Here is a 24,852-nt window from a genome sequence, read left to right on the forward strand (position 1 = left end):
CAGGTACCCGCCGGTGTACCGATCAGGTTGGCAAGCGTCAGGCCGCTGAACATGAACGCAATGGCGCTGGTACGGCGGTTGGGCGCCACCAGTTCCGACGCCAGAATTGATCCGATCCCAATGAAGGCGCCGTGTGTCAGCGATGTAAGGACTCGACCGGTCAAGGCCCAGGCGAAAGTCGGCGAAAGGGCCGTCAACAAATTGCCGGCGATGAAGAACCCCATCAGTGATATCAACATGGCTTTCTGCGGCACGCGGGCGCCCAAAATGATCAGTAATGGCGCGCCAACAAACACCCCTAATGCATAGCTCGTCGCCATGTAACCGGCAGCGGAAAAGGAAATGTCGAACTCGGCCGCAATCCCGGGCAACAGGCCGGCGATGACGAACTCGGTGGTGCCAATGCCGAAGGTGGCAATGGCCAGTGCCCAAATGGCAGCAGGCATGAACAGTCCCTCTCAATTGAATTGCGTAGTCGATGGGGAATACTAGAGACCTGGAGCTTTTTTGGAAATTAGGTACTATTTGGGGACATAGACACCCATTGGTAACCATGCAATGCCTAAAATTGACGACACCCAGTTGGTGTTTGACGCCAGTTGCGCCCCACGCAGGGTCATGGGTTTGTTTACCGTGAAGTGGGTCAGCCTGGTGCTGCACGCACTTGATCGCTGGCCGGGCGGGCGTTGTCGTACCGGGCAACTGCAGAGAGCATTGCCAGGCATCTCGAAAAAAATGCTGGTGCAGACGCTGCGCGACGTGGAGGCTCGTGGATTGGTCGCGCGCCACGTGCACAGTGTCGTGCCGCCCAAGGTGGAATACGAGCTAACGCCGCTGGGCAAGACGTTCGCTCAAGCAGTTGAAATGCTCTACCGCTGGGGGGCGGATCACCAGGAGGCACTGGACGAGCTGGAAGCTAATATGGCCGTTGTACAAACGGTCCTCGAATCGTCCAGCGCCGAACGCACCCTGGAAGACGGTTAAGACAGTGAACGAAAGACGCCTCTCGGAGCAAACATGAAAGTCGGCGTAATTTCCGATACCCACGGCCTGCTGCGACCTGAAGCGCTGACTGCGCTGGAAGGTTGTGAGCTGATTGTTCACGCGGGTGACATTGGCAGCCCGGAGATTCTCGATCAACTTGCGTCCATTGCTCCTTTGCATGTCGTACGCGGCAATAACGACCAGCAGAGTAGCTGGGCCGACCATCTGCCAGATCTGACCTGTTTCGAGATTAACGGTTGGCAGGCATTCCTGGTGCATGACATCGCCGATGTGCCCGCCGAGCTTGATGCGGCTACAAAACTCGTCATCACCGGTCACTCCCACAAGCCGAGCATGGAATGGCACGATGAGGTGCTTTATCTCAATCCTGGCAGCGCGGGGCGACGGCGCTTCAAGCTGCCAGTGACGTTGGCGATACTGGAAGTCAGTGCAACTTCTCTGGAACCACGATTGGTGCACCTTCTGAATTGAACGCTGGGTAGCGGCAACGCCTTTAAAGCAAGTACATCAGCGTAATGCACCCCGTATCAGTGACGCAAAAGAAGCAATCATCTGGTCCTTGTCATGCCGCCCCCGAACCAACGCGCCGGAAAGTGCTTCGCCCGCGCCGATCAGGCCGATGCAGCGTATTTCCAGTTCGGCCGCCGACACTGTCGGGGCGGCTTGAGGTTTGAGCACTGTCACGAACATCTGCACGCAGTTATCCAATAACTCCTGAAAAACCGCCGACTTTTCTTCGCTGCCTGCCAAAGCTGCGCCCACCGCGTGAAACTCGTCAGTGTGATTTGCCGCGCACTGGATGTAAGCGTCGGCGAGAATCAGTGCGGTCTCTTCCAGACCCAGGGTGGTTTTAGCCATGGCGTCACGGAACGCATCGACCCGCTCGGTATCGATCCACTTGTAGAGCTCGATCAACAAGGCCGACCGAGTGGCGAAATGATCGTAAACCACCGGTTTGGACACGCCCGCGCGGACGGCCAGATGTCCCAGGGTGAGTCGGTCCGCGCCTTCTTCGCGCACGATCAGTAGGGCTGTATCGAGCAATTGTCGTTTGCGGTCGGCTTTCGCAAGGCGCCGCGTGGCCGCGGGAGGAGTGGAGTTGTCGGTGTCTTTTTGCACTTCATCGCTTCCAGAACAATAAAACCTACCAATGGTAGGGGATAGTTGCAATCCTCGTGTTAGGGTGTCTACCAAGAGTAGGTTGCAACCCAAACAACGAGGAGAATACACAATGTCACTTCATCCTATCCTGTTAATGGGCGGTTCTGGCGCGATCGGCCACCAGACGGCCCGGGCTCTGCGCGCCGCGCATCCCGACGTGCCTTTGCTGATCGGTGGCCGCGACCTGGCCAAAGCTCAGCAAGCCGCCGAGCAAATCGGCGGGGCGCAGGGCGTGGTCATTGACCCTGGCGCAGACGACCTGGGCCTGGGCAATCGCTCGGTCAGCGGCGTCGTGGTTTTCTACATGGATCATGCCCTGGCCGGACTGCGTTTCGCCCAACAGCGCGGCGTGCCTCACCTCAGCATCTCCTCTGGGGTTTTCGAAATCGCTCCGCAAATTGCCACCCACATCCATACGCCCGATGCGGCGCCTATTGTTCTGGGTTATGAATGGATGGTCGGCGCGACGACAGTCTCGACGCTGAATATTGCGAAGGCGTTTGGCCGGTTGCATGACATCACCATCAATGCACTGGTCGATGAGCAGGACGGCGGAGGCCCAACGGTCGCCACGGATTTCGAACACTTGAACAAGATGCTCCCCGCCGCCTTGACCCGGCGCGATGGCGTGTACGTCTGGCGAGAAGGGGAGGATGCCAAGGTCAGCTTCCATGCGGTCGATGGTACGAAGATGGAGGCCAATGGTTTCTCGTCCATCGATGTCGTTGGCTTGGCGGCTGCGACGGGTGCGCCCAACGTTCAGTTCAATCTGGCCGTTGGGGTGAGCTCTTCCCGGCGCGAAGGTCGGCCAATGTCTACCGAGATCCTCATCGAACTCACTGGCGAGGATTTGCAGGGGGCGCCGTTGCACACGCGTCATGCCGTCGTTCACCCGGCAGGCGCTGCGGCGCTGACCGGCCTCAGCGTCGCCATGCTACTTGAGCGACTGCTCGGGCTGGATGGTCAACCACCCACTTCGGCAGGCCTGTACTTTCCTTATCAACTGCTCGATGCCGCCGCGTATCTGCAGCGCCTTGGCAAAGAAGGGGGCGAGCTGCGCGAGCTGCCAGTGCTCGGGTAGACATCAGCCAAAACCGGGTGATCTGTCTGAGACAGACTTCCGGTTTTCTCATTTTTCCGTTTGGCTAATGGAGTCCATCAATCGCGCTCAGGTACGCTTCGGCAACTTCCAGTCCGGACGAATGAAGTGGCAGGTGTAGCCGTTGGGAATGCGCTCCAGATAATCCTGATGCTCCGGCTCCGCTTCCCAGAACGCTCCCGCCGGTGCGATTTCAGTCACCACACGACCGGGCCACAGGCCTGACGCGTCGACGTCGGCGGCAGTGTCCTCGGCAATGTCGCGTTGTTGTTCACTGAGGTAATAGATCGCCGACCGATAGCTGGCGCCGAGGTCGTTGCCCTGACGATTGGGTGTGCTGGGATCGTGGATCTGGAAGAAAAATTCAAGGATCTGTCGGTAGCTGATCACGACAGGGTCGAACACGATCTCGATGGCTTCGGCGTGATTGCCATGGTTGCGGTACGTGGCGTTCGGCAAATCGTCGCCGGTGTAACCAACGCGTGTATGCAGCACACCGGGGTAGCGCCGCAGCAGGTCCTGCATGCCCCAGAAGCAGCCGCCTGCGAGAATGGCAGTTTCGGTTTGACTGGTCATGGTGGGTGCTTCCTCTTCGGGATGTTGGGTGTAGGTATGTTATGGAGGCGGGTTGGCGGATTCCAAGTCAAATGGCGGGAATGGAGCTTGAGGTGAGCTGCAGTCGACCGATAGCTGTCAGGTCCGCAAAGCCAAAAATGTCTCAAAGCGGTCATGCTTGAGGGGTACTGGGTTGTATTTTTTTACTTGAGAATAAACGACTGGATAACAGTGCGGTGTGAAGCTCATACGCCCGAGCAGATCACCGCCGGGCTAGCGATTGCATCACAGGCTGGCAGAGCTAGGGCGTAAAGCCCTAGCGGACAGCAGCTATCACTTTTTCTTTTTTGCAGGCTTATCTGCCTTTTCGGACTTCTCTGATTTCTTGGCTTTTTCTGGCTTGCTATCAGCTTTTTTTGCAGATTTTTTTGGTTCGGCATCCTTTTTCTTATCTTTCTTATCGGAAGATTTCGAAAGAGCCGAAGCCGCAGCTGATTTCTTTGCCGGTGAGGACTTTTTGTCTTTCAAGTCCTTGCTGGCTTTCGAAGCGTCGTCTTTGGTTTTCTTGTCGTCTTTAGCCACGTTAACCACCTCTCGGAGTATGCCGGTCTTGGCAAAATGCCTGTGCGATTCTCCACAAGCTGATCATTAGGCGAGCGCGTACAAAAGCGGTTCAAATTATTTTGATGCGTTGGGATGGGCGTGGGTGATGCGCTGATAGTTGCTGGGCGCCGGGCATCATGGAGAGGTGGTCATTTACAGAATGCCAAGCTATCAAGATCGATCTCGGCGTAAGACCCCGATCCGCCCCTAAAGAGATGGATTCTGGACACTGCTAGCGCAGATCGTAAGAATTCAACAAGCTTCCTCAGATTGGCGTTTTTAGACATCGAACTCGGACTAATTACCGTTGCCCGCCCGGGTTCGTCGTCGTAAGTTCGGACAAGGAAAACATCTTCGTCGCTCTGTATGTCGTAGTTGAAACCACGATACTCATATCCAGCATCGTGGTCGACATCATCAAAGCGGGTAGATTTCACTATCTTCAAAGCAGCATCCGTTGAATTCACTAGCGGTAAGTAGGTTGCTTCATGCGAACAATCCGGGGCCTGGACACCCGAAAATAGGATTCAACGATCAGCGGCAATCGGCTGCATCGTCCGGCATCTAGGATATGTGCTGCAGCCCCAAAATTGCTGGCCGCTTTTATTGCCGGTTTTGTAGGTGCGCACCACCAGTGCATTGCCACAGCGTGGGCAGAGCCGAGCGGCCGTAGGATCATCGCGCAGCTTGAGACGTTGCACATGCTCACGTCGCGTCGCGAACGTCGGAACCAAGCGACCTGCCTTCAAAATTTCCAGCATGGACATCACCTGCGCGTCGGTGAAAACCGGCTGCTCGAAGGATTTGATGTACCGCACCAGTCCCCCACCTTGAGTGACGCTCGCCGGCATCGGCGTTTTGAACGTGCTGCCGCCCACGAACGTGATGACCGAGTGCACATGCTCCGGCCCGACGCCCAGTACTCTTTGCAGCGTCTTCACATGCTTGTAGTTTTGGTGGATGGGGTTCTGAAACTGGAAACGCTTTCGAGGAAACTGCTGCGTCCACTGCGCCTGCTTTTCACCGCCGAAAATCCACCCGCTCATGTTCTTCGTCTCCAGCACAAAAATGCCGAAGGGCGAAACAAACACATGATCGATTTGCGTCGTGCCGTCCAAGGTATGGAGTGTCACGTCATGCAGGCGTTGGTAGGTGCGACGGTTCAACAGGAAGTGCGTGGATAGACGGACTAGCTGTTCGCCGAACCAGCCTTTGACCAGGCGGGTTTTTAGTAAAGACATGAACAGCATCAATGGGAGCAGCCATTTCAGCATGTCGAACATGGGTTGAAGGAGGAGGGTGGTGTTCACATTGCGATCCTTTGCGGTGTGGAGGGTGGCTGTGATTCGATTGTAGTGAAGTACCTATCGCCTGACTCCAGTCTTCGCTACCGACAGAATTCGTTGCAGGTCGAGAAGTAATGAACGCTTGAGACCGACCTTGACTCCAAGTTTTACCCCGACGCTCACATGCAGCGCATCGCGTCGATGGGTTCGAATCATCTGCCAAATCAAGGAATCCCCATGACCGACCCACGTAATGTTGCCCACGACAAAAAAGTACAACAAGAGAAAAAGAACCACGGCGAAGAAATCGCGCCGAATGCCGAGCACACGCCACAGCCTGGTATGAAGCCCGCACTCAAAGATGACGATGACAAGCAAGACAAGCAAGACGAGCAGGCTTGAGCAGGCAGTAACCTGATCTGGAGACTGCCGTCTGGCGGCGCTGGCTGATGTCAGCAGCCGCTGCTTGCTGCTTCTAGGCGAAAGCCGCTCAATTACTGTTCCAGCCAGCGTCCATAAAGAATCGGGAATCGCTCGCGCATCCACTCGACGAAGACATCGACTTGCGGTGCCAAGTGAGATCGGCTGGGGTACAGCACTGAAACGGGACGAGGGCGAGGTCGATAGGCCCGCAGCACTTCGACCAAGGACCCGTCTGCAAGGTAACGGTCGAGGGTAATTCCCGGGGCCTGTAAAATGCCGAATCCGGCAACGCCACATTCCACGTAGGCGTTGGACTCGTTAACGGTAATGCCGTGGCGACTGATATACGTTTGGTCGCTGGCGCCATCGAGAAACTGCCAAGGCAGCGAACGGTTGTTCTGGCCAGAGAGAAAGGTGACTCCTCGGTGCGCGCTTAGATCGCTCAACGTCTGGGGTTCACCCTGTTCCTGGAGATACCTTGGGGAGGCGCAGGTGACCATGGTGGCTTGGCCGATGCGCCGGGCGACCAGGCTCGAACTGGGCAGCTCGCCGATGCGTAATACGCAGTCCACTCCCTCCGCCACCAAATCGACGGTTCTGTCTGTAACCCCCAGGGACAGGTCTATCTCCGGATAAAGGACGGTAAAATCACGCAGACTCGCTATCAGCCCTGGCTGGGCGAATGCAGTCGGGATGTCGACCCTTAGCCGCCCACGCAGGGTGCTGCCGGATTGTCCGAACATCGACGTGGCCTCGGCGACATTGCCGAGTATCTCTTTCACTCGCTCATAAAATCGCTCGCCTTCAGCCGTGAGCCGCACCTTGCGGGTGGTTCGCTGGAATAGCCTCACATCCAGCGAGGTCTCCAGTTCCTGGATCGCCCGAGTCACTTGGGGGCGTCCTATCTGCATGGCATCCGCCGTTTTAGTGAAGCTCCCCAGCTCGGCTAACCGGGCGAACACCTGCATTGTCTGGAGCAGTTCCATCCTCGCTCACCTATCGATCTGTTCGGTTTCAAAGCCGGAAAAAAGTTAATTGTTGCCTGTGAGCATAACAATCCTGTGCCGGGCTGCGCATTTATCGAACACTGCCACTGCTGAACAATGTCGCCAGAAGGTTTTCTACCCCAACTGGAGATAGACAGATGAAAGCGTGGCTTTTGAAAGATTTTGGTCTCGACAACCTGATACTTGGCAACAGTGCCACCCCCGAGCCTAAAGCCGGCGAGTTGCTGGTGAAGGTCGGTGCCGTTTCACTTAATTTTCGCGACAAGGCCATCGTCGATGGCATTTACGAACCGCACTTGGTGCCCAAAAATTTGATCCCGGTCAGCGACGCTGCGGGCACTGTTGTTGCCGTAGGCGAAGGCGTCAACCGCTTCAAGGTGGGCGACCGCGTCAACTCGCATCTGTATTCGCGCTGGATTGACGGTGAGCCGGGCCCCAACGAGCCCGCCTACTGCTTCGGCATGCCGCTTCCAGGTGGCCTGGCCGAATACATGATCATCCACGAAGAAAGCGCAGTTCGTGCACCGGACAACATGTCTGACGAAGAAGCCTCGACCCTGCCGATAGCTGCGCTGACAGCCTGGTACTCGTTGGTGGATTACGGCCAGATCCAGCCAGGCCAAACCGTGCTCGTGCAGGGCACGGGCGGTGTCTCGATCTTCGCCGTGCAACTGGCGACCGCTCTGGGAGCCAAGGTGATCGTCACCTCCAGCAGTGACGAAAATCTGGATGCGGTGAAGAAGCTCGGGGCCGTTGCCGGCATCAACTATCGAACCTTCCCACGCTGGGAAGAAGAAGTTCTGAAACTCACCGACGGCAAGGGCGTAGACCTTCTGCTGGACGTTGCGGGCGGAGAGGGCCTCAACCAGTCCATCGCATCAACCAAGGCTGCGGGTCGTATTGCCCAGATCGGCTTCCTGACCGGGCAGACCACCACGCTCAGCCTGATGCCGCTGATATTCCGGCAGACAACCCTTCGCGGCATCGCGGTGGCTCCTCGTTCGTCGTTCGACCGCATGAATGACTTTCTGAACCAGCATGCCATTCGGCCGGTGATTGATCAGACCTACTCATTCGAAGAGGCGCACCAGGCCTACCAACATCTGGCGCGTGGGGCGTTTGGCAAAGTGGTTATCAAGGTTTCCTGAGGCCGACTGCCGTTGTGGCCATCCGCTTGATAAACATCCCCTTGGCGTAAGGACAATACATTTATAGCCATTTACTGCTTAGGCCTGGAGGTCGTTCAAATCCAGGCATTCTTTTCGGTCAGCAGTGGGCGGCCAACGGTTCTGATAAATTGGAGCAAATCACTACCTTCTCGAGACCCACGATCAATGAGAGTTATTCGTAGCAAGGATTTCACCGCCACTCGCGCTTGGGGTGCTGAACACATCGCTAACATGGATGGAACCACCGTCCGCCTCCATTGGACCGATCAGCCATACAAGTGGCATATCAATGATGGTGAGGAGGTATTCGCAGTCCTCGACGGCACGGTAGATATGCATTATCGCGAGTCAGGCATCGAACGCGTCGTGACATTGGTGGTTGGCGACGTGTTTTTCGCAGGGGTTGGATGTGAACATGTTGCGCATCCTCGTGGAGAAGCGCGGATTCTGGTCATCGAACGAGAAGGCAGCGTTTGATTGCCCAGGCTTTTGCTCATCGTTGCCAGTGCTCCGCCAGTCCGTTCAGGATCAATACGGGTATTGGAGACAAGCGGACCTGGAGTAAGCCCATAGTTCGCAACATCGATGGTCTTAACCAAAAAAGCGGGCGCACTTCAGCGCCCGTTTTTATCACTCACCCGCAACCTGCGCCCGCAGACGCCGGCCAATCACATCCATCAAATCACAGCCATCGCGCAGCGGAATGACCAGCAGCTGAGAAAAGTCGGTCAGTACCACCGTGTCGCAACCCAGTTCGGCGCGGTAGGCGATGTTTTCCAGTACTTGCGTGACCGAGCGAATGCGGTGATCGGCCATGGCTTGCAGGACGTCGAGTGGGGATTGGGTGTCGATGAGCAGGGAGGCCGGGATCAGGTCGATTCCGGTGAGGGGCATGTATCGATTCATATGAAGATCTCTGTTTGATTGGCTAACGCCGTCACTCAGTCGTCGCCAAACGATTGGGTGGCAGCTGTGCGCAGGTTGGCGAACCGGCAACAGAGAAAACCGGCAGACCCGAAGGTCTCCCGCGCACAGCCGCCATGACAGCGGCTTTGCGGGTGCGACGACCCCTGCAACAAAGCCTGGAGCCTTCGCATTCTCTGTGATCAGGTCGCCAAACCCGAATCGTCCATCCGGACGACGGACCGGACTATAAGCCTCATCGCATCCCCCGACAAGGTGAGCGATTCCGAGCTTTGCGTAGGAACTTTATAGCGGTCCTACGACGTCTACTCCCTGTCGCGCAAAAACACCGGACACACCCTGATCCATCATTTCACCGTGTTCATCGCCGCTGACGCTATCCTTGAAACCGTACCCCGCAGTCGAGCCGGATCTTCAACCAATGCAAACCCCGACCACCGATCACCACCTCTGGAAAACCTACCTGCTTTTCCTTGCGCCCATGGTTCTCTCCAATTTTCTGCAATCCATGTCGGGCACCATCAACAGCATTTACATCGGCCAAATGCTGGGCACACAGGCGCTGGCCGCCGTGTCGGGCATGTTCCCCATCGTGTTCTTTTTCATCGCGCTGGTGATCGGCCTCGGCGCCGGGGCGGGGGTATTAATCGGTCAGGCCTGGGGCGCGCGCGAACCGCATCTGGTCAAAGCCATTGCCGGTACGACGTTGCTCTTGGGCGCAATCATTGGCCTGACAGCGGCGGTGCTGGGCAGCGTGTTTGCGCGGCCAGCGTTGCAGGGTTTGGGCACGCCGGCGGACGTGCTGGACGACGCTGTTGCGTATGCCCACGTGATGATGTGGATCATGCCGTCGCTGTTGGTGTACGTGCTGTTTACGCAGCTGCTGCGCGGGGTGAGCGATACGGTGTCGCCGTTGGTGGCGCTGGTGGTGTCGACGTGTATCGGGCTGGCGCTGACGCCGGCGTTGATTCGCGGTTGGCTGGGGCTGCCGATGATGGGGATTCAGAGCGCGGCGTATGCGGGGTTGGTGGGCAATCTGTCGGCGATGGGCTGGTTGTCGTGGCGACTGATTCGGCGCGGGCATCCGTTGGCGCCGGACCGTGAGATGTTTGCGGCGATGCGCCTGGACCGGGTAATTCTCGGCAAGGTGTTGCGCATCGGTTTGCCGACCGGGTTGCAGATGGTGGTGCTGTCAGTCTCGGAGCTGGTGATCCTGGCGCTGGTCAATCAGCACGGTTCACAGGCGACGGCGGCGTATGGTGCGGTGACGCAGATCGTCAATTACGTGCAGTTCCCGGCGCTGTCGATTGCAATCACCGCCTCGATCCTCGGCGCACAGGCGATTGGTGCGGCGCGGGTCGAGCGGATCGGGCCGATTCTACGCACGGGTCTGCTCATCAACGTGTGCCTGACCGGTGGCCTGGTGGTGTTGGGTTACCTACTGTCGCACTGGTTGTTGGGCCTGTTCTTGACCGATGACTTGACGCGGGCGAAGGCTGAGCACCTGTTGCACATCATGCTCTGGAGTCTGTTGGTGTTTGGCTTCCAGGCGATCATCGGCGGCATCATGCGCGCCAGCGGCAATGTGCTGGTACCGATGGCTATTTCGATTTTTTGCGTGGTCGGGGTGCAACTGCCGGTGGCCTATGTGCTGGACGGGCACTTCGGGTTGCAAGGCGTGTGGATGGCGTTCCCGGTGGCGTATCTGGGCATGCTGGTGTTGCAGACGCTGTATTACAAGTTGGTGTGGAAACATCAGAAAATCCAGCGTCTGGTGTAGCGGGACGGGTTACCGGGTTTCTGGGTCAGCGCTAGCGGGATTCGCGCCCACGGCGAATCTTTGCTTAAGTCTTGTTACCGCGTTATCGGAGAAACCCATGAACCATCGATTCCTGCGTTCTGCCGCAGGGGTTGCAGCCCTGTTGATCGGAGCGTTGCCGTGCGCCCAAGCGCGCGAGTACACCGAGGTCAACGACACCGCCAGCACCATCAGTTTCACCTATTACCAGATGGGCTCGCGGGTGTATGGCACCTTTGCCACCTTTCGCGGCACGCTGACTTTCGACACACAGAATCCTGCCGTCTCCCACGCGGGATTGGTCATCGACCTGGGCAGTATCGATGCCGGCAGCACCGACGCCAATGACGAATTGAAAAAACCTGCCTGGTTCGACACGGCGGCTTATCCGCGCGCGACCTTCCAGTCGACTGCTGTAAAAGCGCTGGGCGATGATCGCTATTTGATCAGCGGCACGCTGTCATTGCGCGGCATTACGCGCGCGGTGGAGGTGCCGGTGGTGCTGAAGTCCGAGGACGCCATCGGCATCTTCGATGGCGAGCTGATCCTCAGGCGCGCCGACTTCAAACTGGGCGAGGGCGAATGGGCGGACAGCTTTGTTTCCAGTGAGATCAATATCAGGTTCCGCATGGTGGCGCCGGAGCACTGACGTCGATCGCAAAATCTGAGCCTCTTCTGAAAATTCGCCCCCGTTGGTGGCTTGCTCTGCCGCAGATTTGCTGTCATCGTTGTCGCTACTGGTAATCTTTCTTATTTGAGAAATTTTTTCGTATGCGCGACTTTTCCGTGGCTGATGACGATCTGGCGAGCCGTCACCGGACATTCACCCAGCTCTACAGCGATCACCACTCCTGGTTGCATGGCTGGCTGCGGAAGAAACTCGGCTGTTCGCAACGGGCGGCTGATCTGGCGCAAGACGCATTTATCCGGGTGCTGACATTGACCGATCCGCACACCATCAAGGAACCCCGGGCGTTTCTGGCGACCATGGCCGGGCGACTGTTGATCGATGGCGCCCGGCGTCGGCGGATCGAGCAGGCGTATCTCGAGGCGCTGGCTATTCAGGCAAGTGATGCCGGCATGCCGGACCCCGAAGCGATTCACGTCGCGCTTGAGGCACTGGAAAAAATCGCCGTGATGCTCGCAGGATTGCCAACCAAGAACCGAGAGGCGTTCCTGCTGAGTCGGCTCGATGGGCTGACGTACAGCGAGATCGCGCTGGAATTGAAGGTATCGGCCAGCACGGTGAAAAACTACGTCTCGGCGGCACTGGTGCATTGTTACAACACTTTGTACGGGGCGGATCAGCCATCGTGACACCACCTTCCGAGCAGATGATTAACGAGGCCGCGCGCTGGCTGACACTGCTGCATGACGACTCTGCCAGCAACACCGACCGAGCAATATTCGATGCCTGGTGCGCAGCCGATCCACGGCATGCGCTTGCCGTTGAACGCATGCGTGGCTTATGGGCCAGCCTCGATGAACTGCCGGCCGCGCCTGCGCGGGTTGCGTTGAAACAGGCTTTAGCGCGACCGGGTCGATCCGCCGCAAGTCGTGGCGCTCGGGCGTTAGCGCTGATCGGTGTGCTGGTGTGTGGCTGGGTCGGGGTCGACAACCTGCCAATCTGGATGGCCGATCAGCGCACCGGCGTGGGTGAGCGGCGCGAGGTGATGTTGTCGGACGGCAGCCATCTTCAACTTAATAGCCATTCAGCGCTGGATGTGAAATTCGACGGGCAGCAACGGGTGATTGAGTTGCTCTCCGGCGAGTTGTGGGTGGAGGTAGCCAAGGATGCCAAGCGTCCGTTTGTGGTGCGCACCGACCAAGGCACCGCGACGGCGCTTGGCACGCGGTACATGGTGAAACGCGAAGCGGATGGCTCAACGGTGGTCAGCGTGCTCGAATCGGTCGTTGCCGCCAAACCCAATGGATTCGACGTGGCGAACGTCAAGGCCGGCGAGCAAATTGTAATGAAAGAGGGCAAGGTGCAAACACCGCACGCCATCGCCAACGCTGACCCTGATGCCTGGACACGCGGCTTGCTGAAAGTCGACGACCAACCACTTAGCGAAGTGCTGCAGGCGTTAGCCAGCTACCGTCATGGCCTGGTGCGGTTTGACAAACAATCGTTACAGGCGTTAAGGGTCTCCGGCGTATTCCGCCTCGACGATACCGATGCCGCGCTGGCGACACTGGCGGATAACCTGCCGATCCGCATTGAGCATTTCACGGATCTGCTGGTTGTGGTCAAACCGCGCTGACCTGCGCCTTCAGTGGCGATCGATGTTGGACACTGTAGGAGTGAGCCTGCTCGCGATGGCTATTTCACGGGCGACAATGATGTCGGATGTGCGGGCCTCATCGCGAGCAGGCTCACTCCTACAGGTGATTGGTGTAGGACGCAGGTGCCACGGTTGCTTGAACGACCTCGTCGATCAAGCCGCGGCTTTCGCTTCGACCTTAGGTGTTTCCTTGCGGTACGTCAGCAGCACAATGCCCGTCACGACAATCACGCCGCCCAACACCTGGCCCGCGCTCAGCATCTGATCCAGCACAATCCAGCCCATCAGCAATGTTGCCAGCGGTTCGATGTTCATCACCGGCGCGTTGCGCGGCATGTCCAGACGTGGCACGGAAATGAACAGCACGATGAACCCCGTCCCATACAGCACCACCAACGTCGCGAGGGCCAGCCAACCGGTCGACGTCGCAGGCAGGTTCAGGCCGCCGGGAAGTGCGCCGGTCAAACCCGCGAGATTGACGCTGCTGAAGACGATAAAAATGGTCAGCAGGCTGCGCACCGAACCGCGCACCTGAGACAACTTGTGATCGGTAATCCACAGCGCGCAGGCGAATACAGTGGCGGCGCAAAACGCGAGGCCGACGCCGAGCAGCCATTGCGGACCAACACTGGCGTTGGCGGACAGGCGCCCGGGCACGTCGAGCACAAACACCAGCCCCACCAGAATCAACCCCATCAATGCCGCCGTGCGCGCCGTCGGCCGTGCTCCGCCCAGCGCCCAAGTGAGCAGCGCCAACAAGATCGGGAAAACGTTGGCCACCAGCAACGCCAATGCAACCGGCACCCGCGCGACGGCGGAGTAAAGACACAGGCTTTGCGCGGTGATCAACAAACCCAACAGCAATTGCCAACGCCACGCACCGGCCGGCAAACGCAGACTTTGTCGCTGCCACAGCACCAGCGCGGCGAGCACCAGCAACGTCCCACCGGAGCGCATTAGAATCGCCAGCAACACCCCGGCGCCGTCATCGAAGGCGACCCGGGCGGCCACATGGTTGCCGGCGAAAGCACAGCCCATGCACAACAAAATGATCACGGCGATGTGGCGGGGAAAAAGCGTTGGGGTGGATGCAGCGAGGGCGGGGCGGGTCATGGCAGGTTCTCAAAAGGGTGCGTGCCATCTTCCAGGATGGCTTCGTGTTTTTATTATGTCGTCGTACAACCTGTCGAGTTTTACCGGATTTGGATTGGGTGGGCAAGGGTGATTGGTCTTTTAAGCCTTTAGAATGCTGGGCGAGTGACTGATTGCTTGGCTCGGAATTGTTATGCAGAGATCGTACGACCTTAGTTGTGACGACTTCGGCCACATCGCGAAAAGTTTTCGTGAGCAAGCTCGCCCAAACGTTTTTGGTATGCAAATTTGCCTGAGGTTCGCCATTCATGCGCGACGCTGAGCGGCCGAATTCAAACGCTGCACCTCGGCAAAGATTTCGGTGATCGGGCGGCGTGGCTGACGTTTGTGCAGGGTGCGAACCTGCTCACTCATTTTGATAAGCGCTTCACTTGGCTTCACCCATTGATCTTTCGGTAACGGCTGCGACCACTCACGCATCGACTCAGGCAGGGCGCGTTGACCCATTTTTGCCAGACGGCGGATTTCCCATTCGGTCAGGTAATTGGGAATCGTCCAGAGCGTCATGACGTGGTACAGGTACCAGAAAAATCCCGAGAGCCGGCTGCGCTGACCGTCGCGAATTTGCTGATGCATGCGCGCGCGGGCGTTGCGGAAGGTGTGCAGGCCTTCGTGTGGCGGATCGTCGGGGCCTTGCAGATCCTGCAAGTCCTGAATGGATTTGAGGTCGTTGACTTCGTATTCCATGTAGCCGCGAATTGCTTCCCAATGACTAATGGCAAGGGGCAGGCTGGCGCAGGGGAATTCCAGGCTGGTGAGGGTTTCGCCGTGCTGAAAACCCAGGCCCATGCCGTATTGGCGATGGATGCCGTACTGGGTGGCGCCTTGTGCTTCGATGACCCAAGCGGAGAGGGATTCCCAAGGGACGAACAGCGGCTCGGTCTCGCCATCGGCCATGAAGCAGACTTCGCGGCGCTGGCGGTTGAAGCGGGTGGGGATGATTCGAAGGCGTTTTTTGTGGACGTGGTGCCAGGTGCCGATTCCGATGAGCAGTGTTGAGAAGCCTGTAAATAGGGCCACCCCGTAGCCTTCATGGAATAGTCCGTTTATAGCGTGTGAGACATCATCCCAAGTCATTCCGAAGAAAAAAAACAGCAGACCACCAATTAACGGGTACAGAAATGCGATTGTGAAAGCGCCGCTGAACGGAAGGCCCAGAATCACCTGCCAAGAAAAAATCTGGGGCGACCCCAACCCGAAGTCCATGTGCACATCATTCAGCTCTCCAATATGAGAGCCGTGGGGAGGCAATGGTGTCGGCAGGGGCAATGGCGAAAGGTAGGTGATTTTCCCACCGGGGAAAGGCTCAATGTCTCCCGCGTGCCGGCGCTGCTCGAGGTGCGGTGTTGCCAGTGCGCTATCAAGGGTGTTCGGCATGGGCGGCTATCTCCAACAAATGAGGTTCAACGAGCAGCAAAGGTGGGTATTGAGTGTTTTTGTCAGGAGGCAGTGCCGGGAAATGTCCCTCTTTGCGAGGTTTCAAATGAATCATGTAATTTTGTGAGATCCACGCTCCGCTGCTGTTCAAGGTCTGTATGCACACGACCAATTCCAGTGTTTCGATTGTGGGTGGGAACTGGGCGTCGGGATTCAGAGGATCTGAGGGGAATTGCAGGCACAGCACAAGGTGTTTGGATGCTGATTGGACCAAACGCAAGCTGGCGGTGACTTCATTGCTGACGGCTTCCTTGGCTTCGCGTCGCGCGCCGCCACCGTGGAAGGTGACAGAAATGCGATGGGCACCGATGCCGAGTCGATGGCTGGGCTGACCGTCCAAGGGGGGCTGAAAGTGACTCAGGTTAAGCCCGGGAATAACCAGGTGGATGTCGCTGATTTTGGCTTTTAACAAAAGTTTTTTGAGCAATGAGTCATGCTCATTTGCGCCAAGTTGAGCGTAAGGAGCGTGAAGCAGGTAGGTCAGATAGCGCTGGTAATCTTCGAGTGAATGATCTCCCGGACCGTCGGCGCCAGAGCCCCAAGGCGTGGTTTTCAACCACTTCTCATGGGCATTGATGTTGTAGTAGCTGAAAAGCCAGGATCCGACGAACTCCAATACGGTGAAGAGGGCTCCCGCGAGATTGAAGCGGAAAAAAATTGTTGAGAGTCGGGTGCCGGCGGCAGCCCAGGCCGCTGTTCGTGCCGCGCTACTGTTGGCCGTAAGCACCTCAAACGTCGCGAGAGCGGTATGGCCAAGGCCATACGCATTGATACCTACCATGCCGCCTGCGCCAGTCGTTGCAAGCGCTGCACTCATTTGCGCAGATACGTTGCCACTGCGTGTTGCTTGCTGCCAATTTCCTTGGCTGATACTGAGGCCTGTCGTTGAAGAAGCCAGTCCAAAAACGTATGCAAACCCTCCCAGTCCAATATGCAACTTCCCCATCCGCACATGCACATCCTGCAATGCGTGATGCTGCAGCCCCGCCACCAGCGCAGCACTGCGCGCTTGCAGTGCAGTGTCCGCCAAGCTCTGAGCCGCAGTGAATCCGGCAGCACCTGTAGCCGTTAGCGCATTAAAAAGAGGGGTCCACGATCGCTTGTTTTTGGCCTGCCTCGTCAGCTCTCGATAAGCCCCCACCAAATTCACCCCCTGCACCAAAAACACCAACAACCCCATCCCCTCGCTTCTAATCAACTTCGCATTCGGCACCGACCGGACGCCCAGCCGAATATCCTTCAGCAAACTGCGCACTTCCATCTGCTGCTGCGGTGGAAAAACCGCGGTAACACCCGCCCTGGCCGGTGTCGCGCCGCGCAGGCGCACCGACTGATCCGGCAATTCTTCAATCGGGCTCAGCGCCCCCGCCAAGCGGCTTTCCTGATACTTGAGCTCAGCCCGCACGCGAACGATTTCGGCCTGCAACTCCACGGCCCGAGCCGTCTTGTGGCCCTGACGATTTTTATTGTGGGTGATCTGGTTTCGCTCGCGGGTCAGCTCGCTCAAATACTCGCGCTCGAGCAGAATTTCCTTGATGGTCGATTGCAACGCGGCGTGTTCCGCCGGGCTGGCGACGGTAAACGTCACGCCGCTGGTTCTCGCCGCATCCAGTATCCGGGCTGGCAGGGCTTTGGGCAGGCGCCGGAACAGTTCATCAAGGTCCGGAATTTTCTCGCCGGTCAGATTGAACGCTTCCAGCGCGCGGCTCATGCCCAGGTTCAATGCCGGGCTCAGGCTGTGCTGGGCCGCGTCGGCCAACGTGCGGGTGTGCTCGGGCAACTCATCGAGGGCGGGGAGATGCGCTTGCTCGATTCCTTTCAGGTTCTGCAGCAAAGGCTGCACGTTATTGACCACACCCATGCCCGCATTGGAGACCACCGTGTATTGCGCAATCAGCTGCGGCTGTAGTTGCAGGGGCAGGGTGTAGAACAGCGGCCGGGTCATTTCCGGATGTTCTTCCAGATAACCGAGCAAGGCCTCGCTGGCCACGTCGCTGCGGCAAATATCCTTGAGGCAGGCATATTCGGCGCTGAAAGCCTGACCCAATTGCAATGGATCCTGCCCGTCGTAGTACCAGGCCGCGCGATGGTAACGCCCGTCACACACCAACAGCGTGCGGTCGGCGGTGATGCGATCGAGCAGGCGATTCCAGCGCGTGAGGTCGTCGCGATGCTGCCAGAGCACAGCGTCCATGGCCGGACGATCGATGAAGTCGTTGATCCCGCGTTTGCCGCTCAACCATGAGCCTTCAAGCTGGTTATCGAGATGCCGGTTCTGCGTTTGCCCAAGGTTGATCATCGTCTGTAAATGGCGCTCGACGAAGGCATTCGGCGCAGGCTTGAAATGCTCGCGTGTGTAGTAACGTCGGTCAGCGTCTTCGACGGCGCGGCTCTCAGCGGTGAAATCGGGAGTGATGCTGTCGAACCGGTTCAGTTCGCGAGCAGAGTGGACAGCGTCGCCGCGTGATTTTTCCAGCTCAGGCGTTACGGGAGTATCCACAGGCACAACGTTGCCGCCCTTGTTCAGGTAATCGACCAAGGCCTGGCGGGTCTGTTCGCGATCCGGTTCCGGCAGCTGCTCAAGGTCAGTAAACAACGCCTGTGTCGCCGGGTTTTGCTCCACCTTTGACAGCGCCGCAACATCCTCGACGCTGAGCTGACTCAGGGACTCGATGTAACACGCCAGCAGATAGTCGCGTTCGTTGTGGTCGGTATTGCTCCATTCCTCAACCCAGCCGACCACGGCGTCCTGATACTCGGCCAGATCTCGTAGCACGCCGAGATCATCATGGATCAGCACAAACAGCGTGTCGTCCTGATAAGGCCCGCGTACCTGACCGAGCAATTCACCGATATGCGCTTGGCGAAAGCGTGGCGGTTGCTCCCATAGATAAGGCTCACGTTCGTGCGCGGGAGCATCGCTGACCTGCACGATGCCCGATTGCGTGGCAGGCGAAACACCATCTACCCCCGTCGCTACTTCCGCCAGCCACTGTCGTCCTTGCTCGACTGTCAGCAAATGGGTGCCGCCGGTTTCGCAATCCACCTCGCCGAGCTCGACGGGTTGCATGAAGTGCTCGCGTTCTTCGCGGTGGTCGAGCACCTGCTTGCATTTGGCGGCCGTCCATTGCACTTCAGCGAATGTCACATGCAGGGTGCTGCCCCGCGAAAACACCAGCGCGGGATTTTCTTCGATCGGTGCGCGCACACCGCTGTCGACGCTCGCGCCTTTATGCAGCAGAGCGCTGACCAACCCGTTGAGCACCCGATATTCATGCAGGTGACCGGTCAGGCTATCGATCACATACAACCAGCCATCGCGCAGTAGACGGATGCCCAGCGGTCGCGCCGTCAGCGAATAGGGCAGCTTCAGCTCTGCACCTGGATCGAGCAGTTTCTCCACCAGGCCATACCGCAACGGCAGTAGCTGTACGTGAGTTTGCCGCAAGGGACAGGCACCGACCGAACCGATGGAAATTTTGGACGCAGCGGCCGCGTCGAGATTGGCGGGATGGGTCATGGGTGACCTCCTGTGTTGGCTTTGCGCTCGGCCAGGTTGGCGGCCAGCGCAATACGCTCACCCAATGGTTGAAGTGACGGTGAGTGGAGCAATCGGGCGATATCCGGATGTTCTTTGAGCGTGGAGGTGTTGAGCCAGGTCATCAGGTTGGCGTAGTAAAAAAGCTCGGACTGGCTGCTCAGCCCCAAGGTGCTGGCCTGCACTTGCAGCTGTTGCAGCCTTGGCCAACGCTGGGCAATGCCAGCGCCGAGGTGGCGTTCTGGAAAGTGCTTGAGCAAATGAGCATCGAGGTCCAGCAGAACCCGGCGGTGGTCCACATCGTCCAGCGCGGCGTTCAATTCATGGCTCAGCCGATACGGCGTCGGCAGTTCTGGAGGTTGCGGTTGGCGAGGTTGATGGCGATGCCAGGTGGCGTTGACGCAATCGGCTACCACCACGCAGGACAGCGGCCCGAACAAGCACTGGTCAGCGCTGGCAAACAGAGCGTTTGCCACGGCGGCATCCGCCAGCCGCAGGGCGACTTGCTGACCTTCCGGCAATGCTACCGTCAGCAACTTGCGTAAATGTTGCGCGACCCCCAGCGCAGGAGAATGGCTGAATAACAAAACGGCCCACTCTTCTTCTGCCTGTTCCAGATAAAACTGAAAAACAGGATCATCGACGCCCTGAATGGCCACCAGCAGCGGCGAGATATCCCGCAGCGTTTTGAACAGCGAGCTGTCGTACAGCGCAACGGTGTTCACACTGGCGCTGAGTTGCTTCAGACGAGTTGGTAAATCGGGCACAGCCGTGCCGTCGAATAACAGGCAGGCGTGGTGCCGGGACCACGGCAGGTCTGCCGGCAAGGCGAATGAAAGCTTCATGCCTGGGCTGCCTCGCAGATGAGGCAGCGCGAGCTGCGGGAAAACATCAGTGCGCGGCGCTGTTGTGCCGCATTGACGCTCACTTTCAAAAGCGGCAAAGCTCCGGGCACCAGCGGTTCGGCCGGGCCAATCGCTGCCGGTAAGCCACCCAGTTGAATCGCTACGCTGCTGAAAATGCCTTCCGGACCCAGCGTCAACCACTGACCGCCCGCCATGAGTGTGAGGTGGCTGCCACCGTCGATGACGATCTTTTCCCCGGCGGCGAGGTGAATGCGCTCGGCCGCATTGAGCAGGTGGTTACCTGTCTGCACGTGGCAGGTGCCATGAACAGTCAGGTGTTCATCCTGTTTGAGCTCGGTCAGACGATTGCCATGGGTCACACGGCGCTCTTCACCGCGCAAGTCGTGACTGGCGATGCCGCCGACCACCACCGTGCGCTGGTTGTCGACCTGGAGACGCTCATCGTTGAGAACGAGCTGGACGAAATCGCGCTGGGCGCGCAGGGCAATTTCCTCGGCGCCTTTTCTGTCTTCGATGCGCAGCTCGTTGTAACCGCCGCCGCCCGGGCTGCTCTGACTGCGAAAAATACTGCGTGTGTGTTCGGCCGGGAGGTCCAATGGCACCGGAGTCAATGCGTTAGGCAAACAAGCGATGACGTACGGTTTGTCGGGATCACCTTCGGTAAAACCCACCAGCACTTCCATGCCGACGCGCGGAATCTGCACGCTGCCATAACGGTCATGAGCCCAGCCTGTCGCAACTCGCAGCCAGCAACTCGAGTGTTCGTTGTGCTCGCCGTCGCGGTCCCAGGCCAGCTGGATTTTCACCCGGCCGTAACGATCGCAATGGATCTCTTTGCCGGGCGGACCGGTCACGATTGCCGGCTGCTGGCCCGTTATCCGCGGCTTGGGATGTTTGAGCGCCGGTCGGAAGATGACGTCCCAAGGCGTCGCGACGAAATGGTTGCGGTAACCCTGACTGAAATCTTCCTGCGGATCGCAGTCCACCATCGACTCCTCGAGCACTTGAGGCTGAATCCCGATATGCCGGACTTCAGTCACCAACCAGAGACCGTTGCGCTCGGCCCGTGGGTGTTCGCTCATATCGAGGAAATAACCGCTGTGCAATGCGCTTTGATCGCTGCGGCCGTCCGCTTGCTGGTAGTCGGCGCGGTGACTTTGCAGTGCCTGATTGGCCAGGCGTCTACCCTGGTCGCGGTGGGTAAACCGGCCTGGGAAGGCGTAGTCCTCAAGATGCGGCTGCAGCGCGGTTTTGCTCTCGCTGTCGAGTTGCAACTGAGGTTTCTCGAAATCGTAATCACGACGGCTGACATGAGTCGGGCGGGTTACCAGACGCAGTTTGAAACGGTCGATGACCGGTGCTTCGGCGACCAGGCCAGTGCCTGGCTTGTATGCGGTCGCGCTGCCCGGTTTCGCGAAGCCGGTCTGATCGTCACCGAAGACCAGTACATGCGCAGAGGCGCTGTGCTGGAAATGAAAATGCAACCCTTCTTCTTCACACAGCCGCTGGATGAAGTGCAGGCCAGTCTCGTACTGGACGCAGTAGAGGCGAGGTCTGTATTCGCCACTCAGCTGGAAACGCCAGGCGTCGGACTGCAGGCCATGGGCTGTCAGCACTTTGGCGATGATCTGCGGCACGCTCAGGTGCTGAAATATCCGCTGGTTATGACAATGCGCCAGATAGGCGAGATGTGGCACCAGGATTATCTGATACCACGTCAGCCGCTTGCCTGAATCGCCTTGCGCAACCTGATGGATCTGCCCGTGGAAGCCGGCACCGTCGGCACCGATCGTGAGAAAAGCCGAGCGATTCATCAGGTCTTCAAGGTCAAGGTCCGCCCGCTCGCTGACCAGCTCGAGTTTCACTTCATACGGTTCGTTCAGCGCTTCCGTGGCGCAAAACTTGAACACCTGAAAGTCAGAGGGGAAATCCTGGATCTGAAGCCTGAATGCGGTGTGGGGGCCGGCAGTGAACATCCACATATCCTTGTGTCAATTGAGGATACGAAAAATACGTGGAGCCGCAGACGAGCGAAGTAGGACATTTCATAAGTTGGTGTAGGGCACATCCCTAACTGCGCTGCGCGCGTTCAGACGCGAAGCACGCCCGTAAAAAGTAGGAAATGGCTGACAGAGCGCGGTGTAGCGGGTGAGCAGGCTTGTTGAATAACAAGTTTCAAGGCCAAGCCTGCTCTTGTTGAATCAGCCGTCGCGACGTTGGAAGCGGGGCGACGCCAATCAAGCGTTTCTCAACCACACTTCACGCACTTGCCGCCCCTGTTACGACCGGCCGGTCCGGTTTGCGCAGCGGGTCGAGGCGCGAGCCGGTGTAACGAGTCTCCCGATAGAATTTCCACAAGCCGAACAGACCGTACACGTGAGTCACGCGGCCCTGTTCCTGATAACCCATGCGGATGTGCAGTTTCATTGCCGGAATGTTATGGGTTTCGACCACATCCACCACCTTGTTGCAGCCTTTGGCGGCCATGGTTTCCCATAGGGCGACCTGCACGTCCACCGACAGACTGGTGCCGAAAAAGGCGCGGATCATTTCGCCGCCGAACTCAAAAAACTCGCCAGGTTTGACCGGGAACCAGCAGCCGTAATAGTGGCGGTCATGGTAGTCGCGGGTGCTGGCCCAGATGAACCCGATGGCATTGCCTTCCTCGTCCAGGTACATGTGCCCGGTATGCCCGTCGGCGGCGAGTTCGGCCATGGTGCCGACGCGGTCGCCGAAGTGTTTGGCGAACGCGCTGGTGTTGTGCGGGGTAATCACCGCCATTCGTACGGGCGGATAAGGGCGTAACTTGTGCGGCGCAACCGGGCTGACGAGGTCGCGCTCCATCCAGAGCAACTCCCAATGAAAAAATACATAGCGCCTCCACAGCGCGCGAAACATGCGGCTCAGGCCTTTTTGTTTGATTTGTTCGCGAAGCTTGTCGATGACTTTCATGACGCTCTCCAAAGCCGGAGCCAAGGTGTGGTGGGACATTCTTGTTGGGTATAGATCACGCGGTGGGACTCATATCAAAGCGCCAGCTTTGAATATGTTGCAATTTATGTAGACCTTTCCAGTGACGCCGCACGGCCCTCCGCCGCCGCGCCGAGGACGCCATAGCAAACACGTGGAACGCCCGGCAGACGCTGCATCAGCAGAGCTTTGAGCGATTCTTTCGGCGACAGGTAAGCGTCGCCGAAATCAGCGCCCAGCTGGGTCGGGTGCGCGACAATTTCCAGCACGCCATCGGTTGGCACTTCACCGTCGCGCAAGCCGACAGGCGTGCAGACGTAATCCGCCGTGGTGCCCGCCAGGCTGCGCAAACGCCGGTTGAGCAGTTCCTTGAAAACCCGTTTAGGCAGATTAAGGTTTTGCCCTACGTTGCGCGCCAGCCGCACGGCAACGCCCTGACGCGCAGCGAAACGCGCGACGATTTCACCGATCGGCCAAATGTTGTGCACGTGCTGATGGGAATCCAGATGGCTGGGTCGCACGCCGTTGTCGAGGCAGCGTTGCCATTGCGCTTCGAGTTCTTCCAGCACGGCATCGCGGTCCTGACGATTGAGCCGCAAACGGTGACGCGGCAGGTTCAGGTCGAAGACTCCGGCGCTGTCGCAGAAATTTGCACGGGCGAGAATGCTTTGGCTTAAAGGCCGGCCATAAGTGAGGTTGAAATGCAGCCCGACACGACCTTCAAGCAACGGGTGGCGAGCCATGGCGCAGGCTGCTTCGAATGCGGGCATGTTGGCCATCGCCGTGGCAGAACTGATCACCCCGGCTTGAAACGCACCCAGAATCACCGCGTTCTCGCACGGGCTGAGACCGAAGTCATCAGCGTTGACTATGACTTGGCGCGGCATGTTCGCTCTCCCGTTGAGGTTCGATGGTGGCGGCCACTTTGGCGTGCGGAACGGGTACCGCTGGTGCCGCTGTTGCCCGTCTGGCACGCGATTTTTGCAGCCAGGGTTTGCATCGCTGCCAGCTGCGCAGGGCAAATCCGAGTGCCAGGCCGCTGGGTCGCCACGAATAAAAACTCCAGCGCCAATGCTCAAGCTGGCCGCTCATGCGTTCATGCAACTGATGGCTGGAGTTTTCCAGACTGACCCGCGACGCATCGATCCAGCGCCAGTTGTCGTCCAGCCCCCAGCGAATCCATTCTTCCAGCAGCACCCGACCACTGCCCAGATCGGCGTGTTGCGGCAGGAACGCCAGGTTGTAATCGTACAGCCGACCCTGTTCCAGCAAACCCAGTCGATAGCTGATGCAACGGCCGTCCAGTTCCAGCACCACCACGCGTACCAGACCTTGCGCGGCGAGCGCGGTGAAGGCCCTATCCATCCACTGGCGGTGACGATCATCGGAGAAAATCCCCACGCCTTCATCGCCTTTCCAGCTGACCGCTTCGACTTCGCAGATGGCCTGCAGCAACGGCCCCATGCTCGACGCGTCAGGCGTGATACGGCGAACTTCAGCGCCGCAGGCCGCGATCCGCTTGCGCGCCCGCCGCAATTTGTAACGCGGGTCACCGGACACTTCCTGGCGATCAG

25 protein-coding genes are annotated in these 24,852 nt (G+C 58.4%); 10 read left to right on the forward strand and 15 right to left on the reverse strand.

Annotated features, from left to right (window positions below):
* On the reverse strand, window positions 1–446 hold a 446-nt coding region (locus DU29_RS0127270), incomplete at its 3' end, for an MFS transporter (RefSeq protein WP_028624539.1).
* Window positions 447–558: 112 nt separating this feature from the next.
* Between DU29_RS0127270 and DU29_RS0127275 the strand changes: the two genes are divergently transcribed.
* Window positions 559–984: a winged helix-turn-helix transcriptional regulator gene (locus DU29_RS0127275; RefSeq protein WP_028624540.1), complete on the forward strand. Its 426-nt coding sequence runs from the start codon at window positions 559–561 to the stop codon at window positions 982–984.
* Window positions 985–1,017: 33 nt separating this feature from the next.
* Window positions 1,018–1,476, forward strand: coding sequence for a metallophosphoesterase family protein (locus DU29_RS0127280; protein WP_028624541.1), 459 nt, complete (start codon window positions 1,018–1,020; stop codon window positions 1,474–1,476).
* A 36-nt stretch (window positions 1,477–1,512) separates the two neighbouring features.
* Here the strand turns inward: DU29_RS0127280 and DU29_RS0127285 are convergent, their stop codons facing one another.
* On the reverse strand, window positions 1,513–2,124 hold the full coding sequence (locus tag DU29_RS0127285) for a TetR/AcrR family transcriptional regulator (protein ID WP_236645665.1): 612 nt from the start codon (window positions 2,122–2,124) through the stop codon (window positions 1,513–1,515).
* A gap of 112 nt (window positions 2,125–2,236) precedes the next feature.
* Here DU29_RS0127285 and DU29_RS0127290 point away from each other — a divergent pair, with 112 nt between their 5' ends.
* On the forward strand, window positions 2,237–3,247 hold the full coding sequence (locus DU29_RS0127290) for a saccharopine dehydrogenase (protein WP_028624543.1): 1,011 nt from the start codon (window positions 2,237–2,239) through the stop codon (window positions 3,245–3,247).
* A gap of 87 nt (window positions 3,248–3,334) precedes the next feature.
* Here DU29_RS0127290 and msrA read toward each other — a convergent pair whose 3' ends face one another.
* The 3 genes from msrA to DU29_RS0127310 form a co-directional block, all read right to left on the reverse strand.
* Window positions 3,335–3,841, reverse strand: coding sequence for a peptide-methionine (S)-S-oxide reductase MsrA (gene msrA / locus DU29_RS0127295; protein WP_028624544.1), 507 nt, complete (start codon window positions 3,839–3,841; stop codon window positions 3,335–3,337).
* Window positions 3,842–4,153: 312 nt separating this feature from the next.
* Window positions 4,154–4,402, reverse strand: coding sequence for a hypothetical protein (locus DU29_RS0127300; RefSeq protein WP_033051031.1), 249 nt, complete (start codon window positions 4,400–4,402; stop codon window positions 4,154–4,156).
* A 548-nt stretch (window positions 4,403–4,950) separates the two neighbouring features.
* On the reverse strand, window positions 4,951–5,733 hold the full coding sequence (locus DU29_RS0127310) for a nuclease-related domain-containing protein (protein ID WP_028624547.1): 783 nt from the start codon (window positions 5,731–5,733) through the stop codon (window positions 4,951–4,953).
* Between the two features lie 213 nt (window positions 5,734–5,946).
* Here DU29_RS0127310 and DU29_RS1000000133045 point away from each other — a divergent pair, with 213 nt between their 5' ends.
* Window positions 5,947–6,111 carry a hypothetical protein gene (locus DU29_RS1000000133045; protein WP_152635598.1) on the forward strand — a complete coding sequence of 55 codons (165 nt, stop codon included), beginning with the start codon at window positions 5,947–5,949 and terminating at the stop codon, window positions 6,109–6,111.
* 92 nt (window positions 6,112–6,203) lie between these two features.
* Here the strand turns inward: DU29_RS1000000133045 and DU29_RS0127320 are convergent, their stop codons facing one another.
* Window positions 6,204–7,118 (reverse strand): LysR family transcriptional regulator, encoded by a 915-nt coding sequence (locus DU29_RS0127320; protein ID WP_028624548.1) that lies wholly within the window; start codon window positions 7,116–7,118, stop codon window positions 6,204–6,206.
* 158 nt (window positions 7,119–7,276) lie between these two features.
* On the opposite strand from DU29_RS0127320, the gene DU29_RS0127325 reads away from it, so the two are divergent.
* A complete protein-coding gene (locus DU29_RS0127325) occupies window positions 7,277–8,287 on the forward strand; it encodes a zinc-dependent alcohol dehydrogenase family protein (RefSeq protein ID WP_028624549.1) in 1,011 nt (336 codons plus the stop codon).
* A gap of 186 nt (window positions 8,288–8,473) precedes the next feature.
* Window positions 8,474–8,785 carry a cupin gene (locus DU29_RS0127330; RefSeq protein ID WP_028624550.1) on the forward strand — a complete coding sequence of 104 codons (312 nt, stop codon included), beginning with the start codon at window positions 8,474–8,476 and terminating at the stop codon, window positions 8,783–8,785.
* A gap of 153 nt (window positions 8,786–8,938) precedes the next feature.
* Here the strand turns inward: DU29_RS0127330 and DU29_RS0127335 are convergent, their stop codons facing one another.
* The gene (locus DU29_RS0127335; RefSeq protein WP_028624551.1) at window positions 8,939–9,214 is read right to left on the reverse strand and encodes a hypothetical protein; all 276 of its coding nucleotides are present in this window, start codon (window positions 9,212–9,214) and stop codon (window positions 8,939–8,941) included.
* 439 nt (window positions 9,215–9,653) lie between these two features.
* Here DU29_RS0127335 and DU29_RS0127340 point away from each other — a divergent pair, with 439 nt between their 5' ends.
* The 4 genes from DU29_RS0127340 to DU29_RS0127355 all read left to right on the forward strand — a co-directional run bounded on the left by DU29_RS0127340 (window position 9,654) and on the right by DU29_RS0127355 (window position 13,294).
* Complete coding sequence (locus DU29_RS0127340) at window positions 9,654–11,012, forward strand: MATE family efflux transporter (RefSeq protein ID WP_028624552.1); 1,359 nt, start codon at window positions 9,654–9,656, stop codon at window positions 11,010–11,012.
* Window positions 11,013–11,109: 97 nt separating this feature from the next.
* The gene (locus tag DU29_RS0127345) at window positions 11,110–11,679 is read left to right on the forward strand and encodes a YceI family protein (protein ID WP_028624553.1); all 570 of its coding nucleotides are present in this window, start codon (window positions 11,110–11,112) and stop codon (window positions 11,677–11,679) included.
* A 122-nt stretch (window positions 11,680–11,801) separates the two neighbouring features.
* Window positions 11,802–12,347 carry a sigma-70 family RNA polymerase sigma factor gene (locus tag DU29_RS0127350; RefSeq protein WP_028624554.1) on the forward strand — a complete coding sequence of 182 codons (546 nt, stop codon included), beginning with the start codon at window positions 11,802–11,804 and terminating at the stop codon, window positions 12,345–12,347.
* 17 nt (window positions 12,348–12,364) lie between these two features.
* Window positions 12,365–13,294 (forward strand): FecR family protein, encoded by a 930-nt coding sequence (locus tag DU29_RS0127355; RefSeq protein ID WP_033051032.1) that lies wholly within the window; start codon window positions 12,365–12,367, stop codon window positions 13,292–13,294.
* A 174-nt stretch (window positions 13,295–13,468) separates the two neighbouring features.
* Here DU29_RS0127355 and DU29_RS0127360 read toward each other — a convergent pair whose 3' ends face one another.
* The 8 genes from DU29_RS0127360 to DU29_RS0127395 all read right to left on the reverse strand — a co-directional run.
* A complete protein-coding gene (locus DU29_RS0127360; RefSeq protein WP_028624556.1) occupies window positions 13,469–14,428 on the reverse strand; it encodes an EamA family transporter in 960 nt (319 codons plus the stop codon).
* Between the two features lie 285 nt (window positions 14,429–14,713).
* Complete coding sequence (locus DU29_RS0127365; RefSeq protein ID WP_081832555.1) at window positions 14,714–15,844, reverse strand: hypothetical protein; 1,131 nt, start codon at window positions 15,842–15,844, stop codon at window positions 14,714–14,716.
* Window positions 15,828–19,424, reverse strand: a complete 3,597-nt coding sequence (locus DU29_RS0127370; protein WP_028624558.1) for a toxin VasX — start codon at window positions 19,422–19,424, stop codon at window positions 15,828–15,830. Before DU29_RS0127370 ends, DU29_RS0127365 begins: the two co-directional genes overlap by 17 nt.
* Window positions 19,421–20,287, reverse strand: coding sequence for a DUF4123 domain-containing protein (locus DU29_RS0127375; RefSeq protein ID WP_028624559.1), 867 nt, complete (start codon window positions 20,285–20,287; stop codon window positions 19,421–19,423). Before DU29_RS0127375 ends, DU29_RS0127370 begins: the two co-directional genes overlap by 4 nt.
* Window positions 20,284–22,284 carry a type VI secretion system Vgr family protein gene (locus tag DU29_RS0127380; protein ID WP_028624560.1) on the reverse strand — a complete coding sequence of 667 codons (2,001 nt, stop codon included), beginning with the start codon at window positions 22,282–22,284 and terminating at the stop codon, window positions 20,284–20,286. Before DU29_RS0127380 ends, DU29_RS0127375 begins: the two co-directional genes overlap by 4 nt.
* Before the next feature lie 283 nt (window positions 22,285–22,567).
* Entirely contained in the window at window positions 22,568–23,260 is a 693-nt protein-coding gene (locus DU29_RS0127385; protein WP_028624561.1) for a hypothetical protein, read from the reverse strand.
* Between the two features lie 104 nt (window positions 23,261–23,364).
* Window positions 23,365–24,165: a ChbG/HpnK family deacetylase gene (locus tag DU29_RS0127390; protein WP_028624562.1), complete on the reverse strand. Its 801-nt coding sequence runs from the start codon at window positions 24,163–24,165 to the stop codon at window positions 23,365–23,367.
* On the reverse strand, window positions 24,137–24,852 hold a 716-nt coding region (locus DU29_RS0127395), incomplete at its 5' end, for a GNAT family N-acetyltransferase (protein WP_028624563.1). The genes DU29_RS0127395 and DU29_RS0127390, both read right to left, overlap by 29 nt.

The organism is Pseudomonas sp. Ant30-3 (genome assembly GCF_000690905.1).
Classification (GTDB): Bacteria; Pseudomonadota; Gammaproteobacteria; order Pseudomonadales; family Pseudomonadaceae; genus Aquipseudomonas.

Bases quoted from the DNA above. Each gene is read 5' to 3' on its own strand.
- DU29_RS0127275 (WP_028624540.1), top strand. From the start codon at position 559: ATGCCTAAAATTGACGACACCCAGTTGGTGTTTGACGCCAGTTGCGCC.
- DU29_RS0127280 (WP_028624541.1), top strand. From the start codon at position 1,018: ATGAAAGTCGGCGTAATTTCCGATACCCACGGCCTGCTGCGACCTGAA.
- DU29_RS0127290 (WP_028624543.1), top strand. From the start codon at position 2,237: ATGTCACTTCATCCTATCCTGTTAATGGGCGGTTCTGGCGCGATCGGC.
- msrA (WP_028624544.1), bottom strand. From the start codon at position 3,841: ATGACCAGTCAAACCGAAACTGCCATTCTCGCAGGCGGCTGCTTCTGG.
- DU29_RS1000000133045 (WP_152635598.1), top strand. From the start codon at position 5,947: ATGACCGACCCACGTAATGTTGCCCACGACAAAAAAGTACAACAAGAG.
- DU29_RS0127320 (WP_028624548.1), bottom strand. From the start codon at position 7,118: ATGGAACTGCTCCAGACAATGCAGGTGTTCGCCCGGTTAGCCGAGCTG.
- DU29_RS0127325 (WP_028624549.1), top strand. From the start codon at position 7,277: ATGAAAGCGTGGCTTTTGAAAGATTTTGGTCTCGACAACCTGATACTT.
- DU29_RS0127330 (WP_028624550.1), top strand. From the start codon at position 8,474: ATGAGAGTTATTCGTAGCAAGGATTTCACCGCCACTCGCGCTTGGGGT.
- DU29_RS0127335 (WP_028624551.1), bottom strand. From the start codon at position 9,214: ATGAATCGATACATGCCCCTCACCGGAATCGACCTGATCCCGGCCTCC.
- DU29_RS0127340 (WP_028624552.1), top strand. From the start codon at position 9,654: ATGCAAACCCCGACCACCGATCACCACCTCTGGAAAACCTACCTGCTT.
- DU29_RS0127345 (WP_028624553.1), top strand. From the start codon at position 11,110: ATGAACCATCGATTCCTGCGTTCTGCCGCAGGGGTTGCAGCCCTGTTG.
- DU29_RS0127350 (WP_028624554.1), top strand. From the start codon at position 11,802: ATGCGCGACTTTTCCGTGGCTGATGACGATCTGGCGAGCCGTCACCGG.
- DU29_RS0127355 (WP_033051032.1), top strand. From the start codon at position 12,365: ATGATTAACGAGGCCGCGCGCTGGCTGACACTGCTGCATGACGACTCT.
- DU29_RS0127360 (WP_028624556.1), bottom strand. From the start codon at position 14,428: ATGACCCGCCCCGCCCTCGCTGCATCCACCCCAACGCTTTTTCCCCGC.
- DU29_RS0127365 (WP_081832555.1), bottom strand. From the start codon at position 15,844: ATGCCGAACACCCTTGATAGCGCACTGGCAACACCGCACCTCGAGCAG.
- DU29_RS0127370 (WP_028624558.1), bottom strand. From the start codon at position 19,424: ATGACCCATCCCGCCAATCTCGACGCGGCCGCTGCGTCCAAAATTTCC.
- DU29_RS0127375 (WP_028624559.1), bottom strand. From the start codon at position 20,287: ATGAAGCTTTCATTCGCCTTGCCGGCAGACCTGCCGTGGTCCCGGCAC.
- DU29_RS0127380 (WP_028624560.1), bottom strand. From the start codon at position 22,284: ATGTTCACTGCCGGCCCCCACACCGCATTCAGGCTTCAGATCCAGGAT.
- DU29_RS0127385 (WP_028624561.1), bottom strand. From the start codon at position 23,260: ATGAAAGTCATCGACAAGCTTCGCGAACAAATCAAACAAAAAGGCCTG.
- DU29_RS0127390 (WP_028624562.1), bottom strand. From the start codon at position 24,165: ATGCCGCGCCAAGTCATAGTCAACGCTGATGACTTCGGTCTCAGCCCG.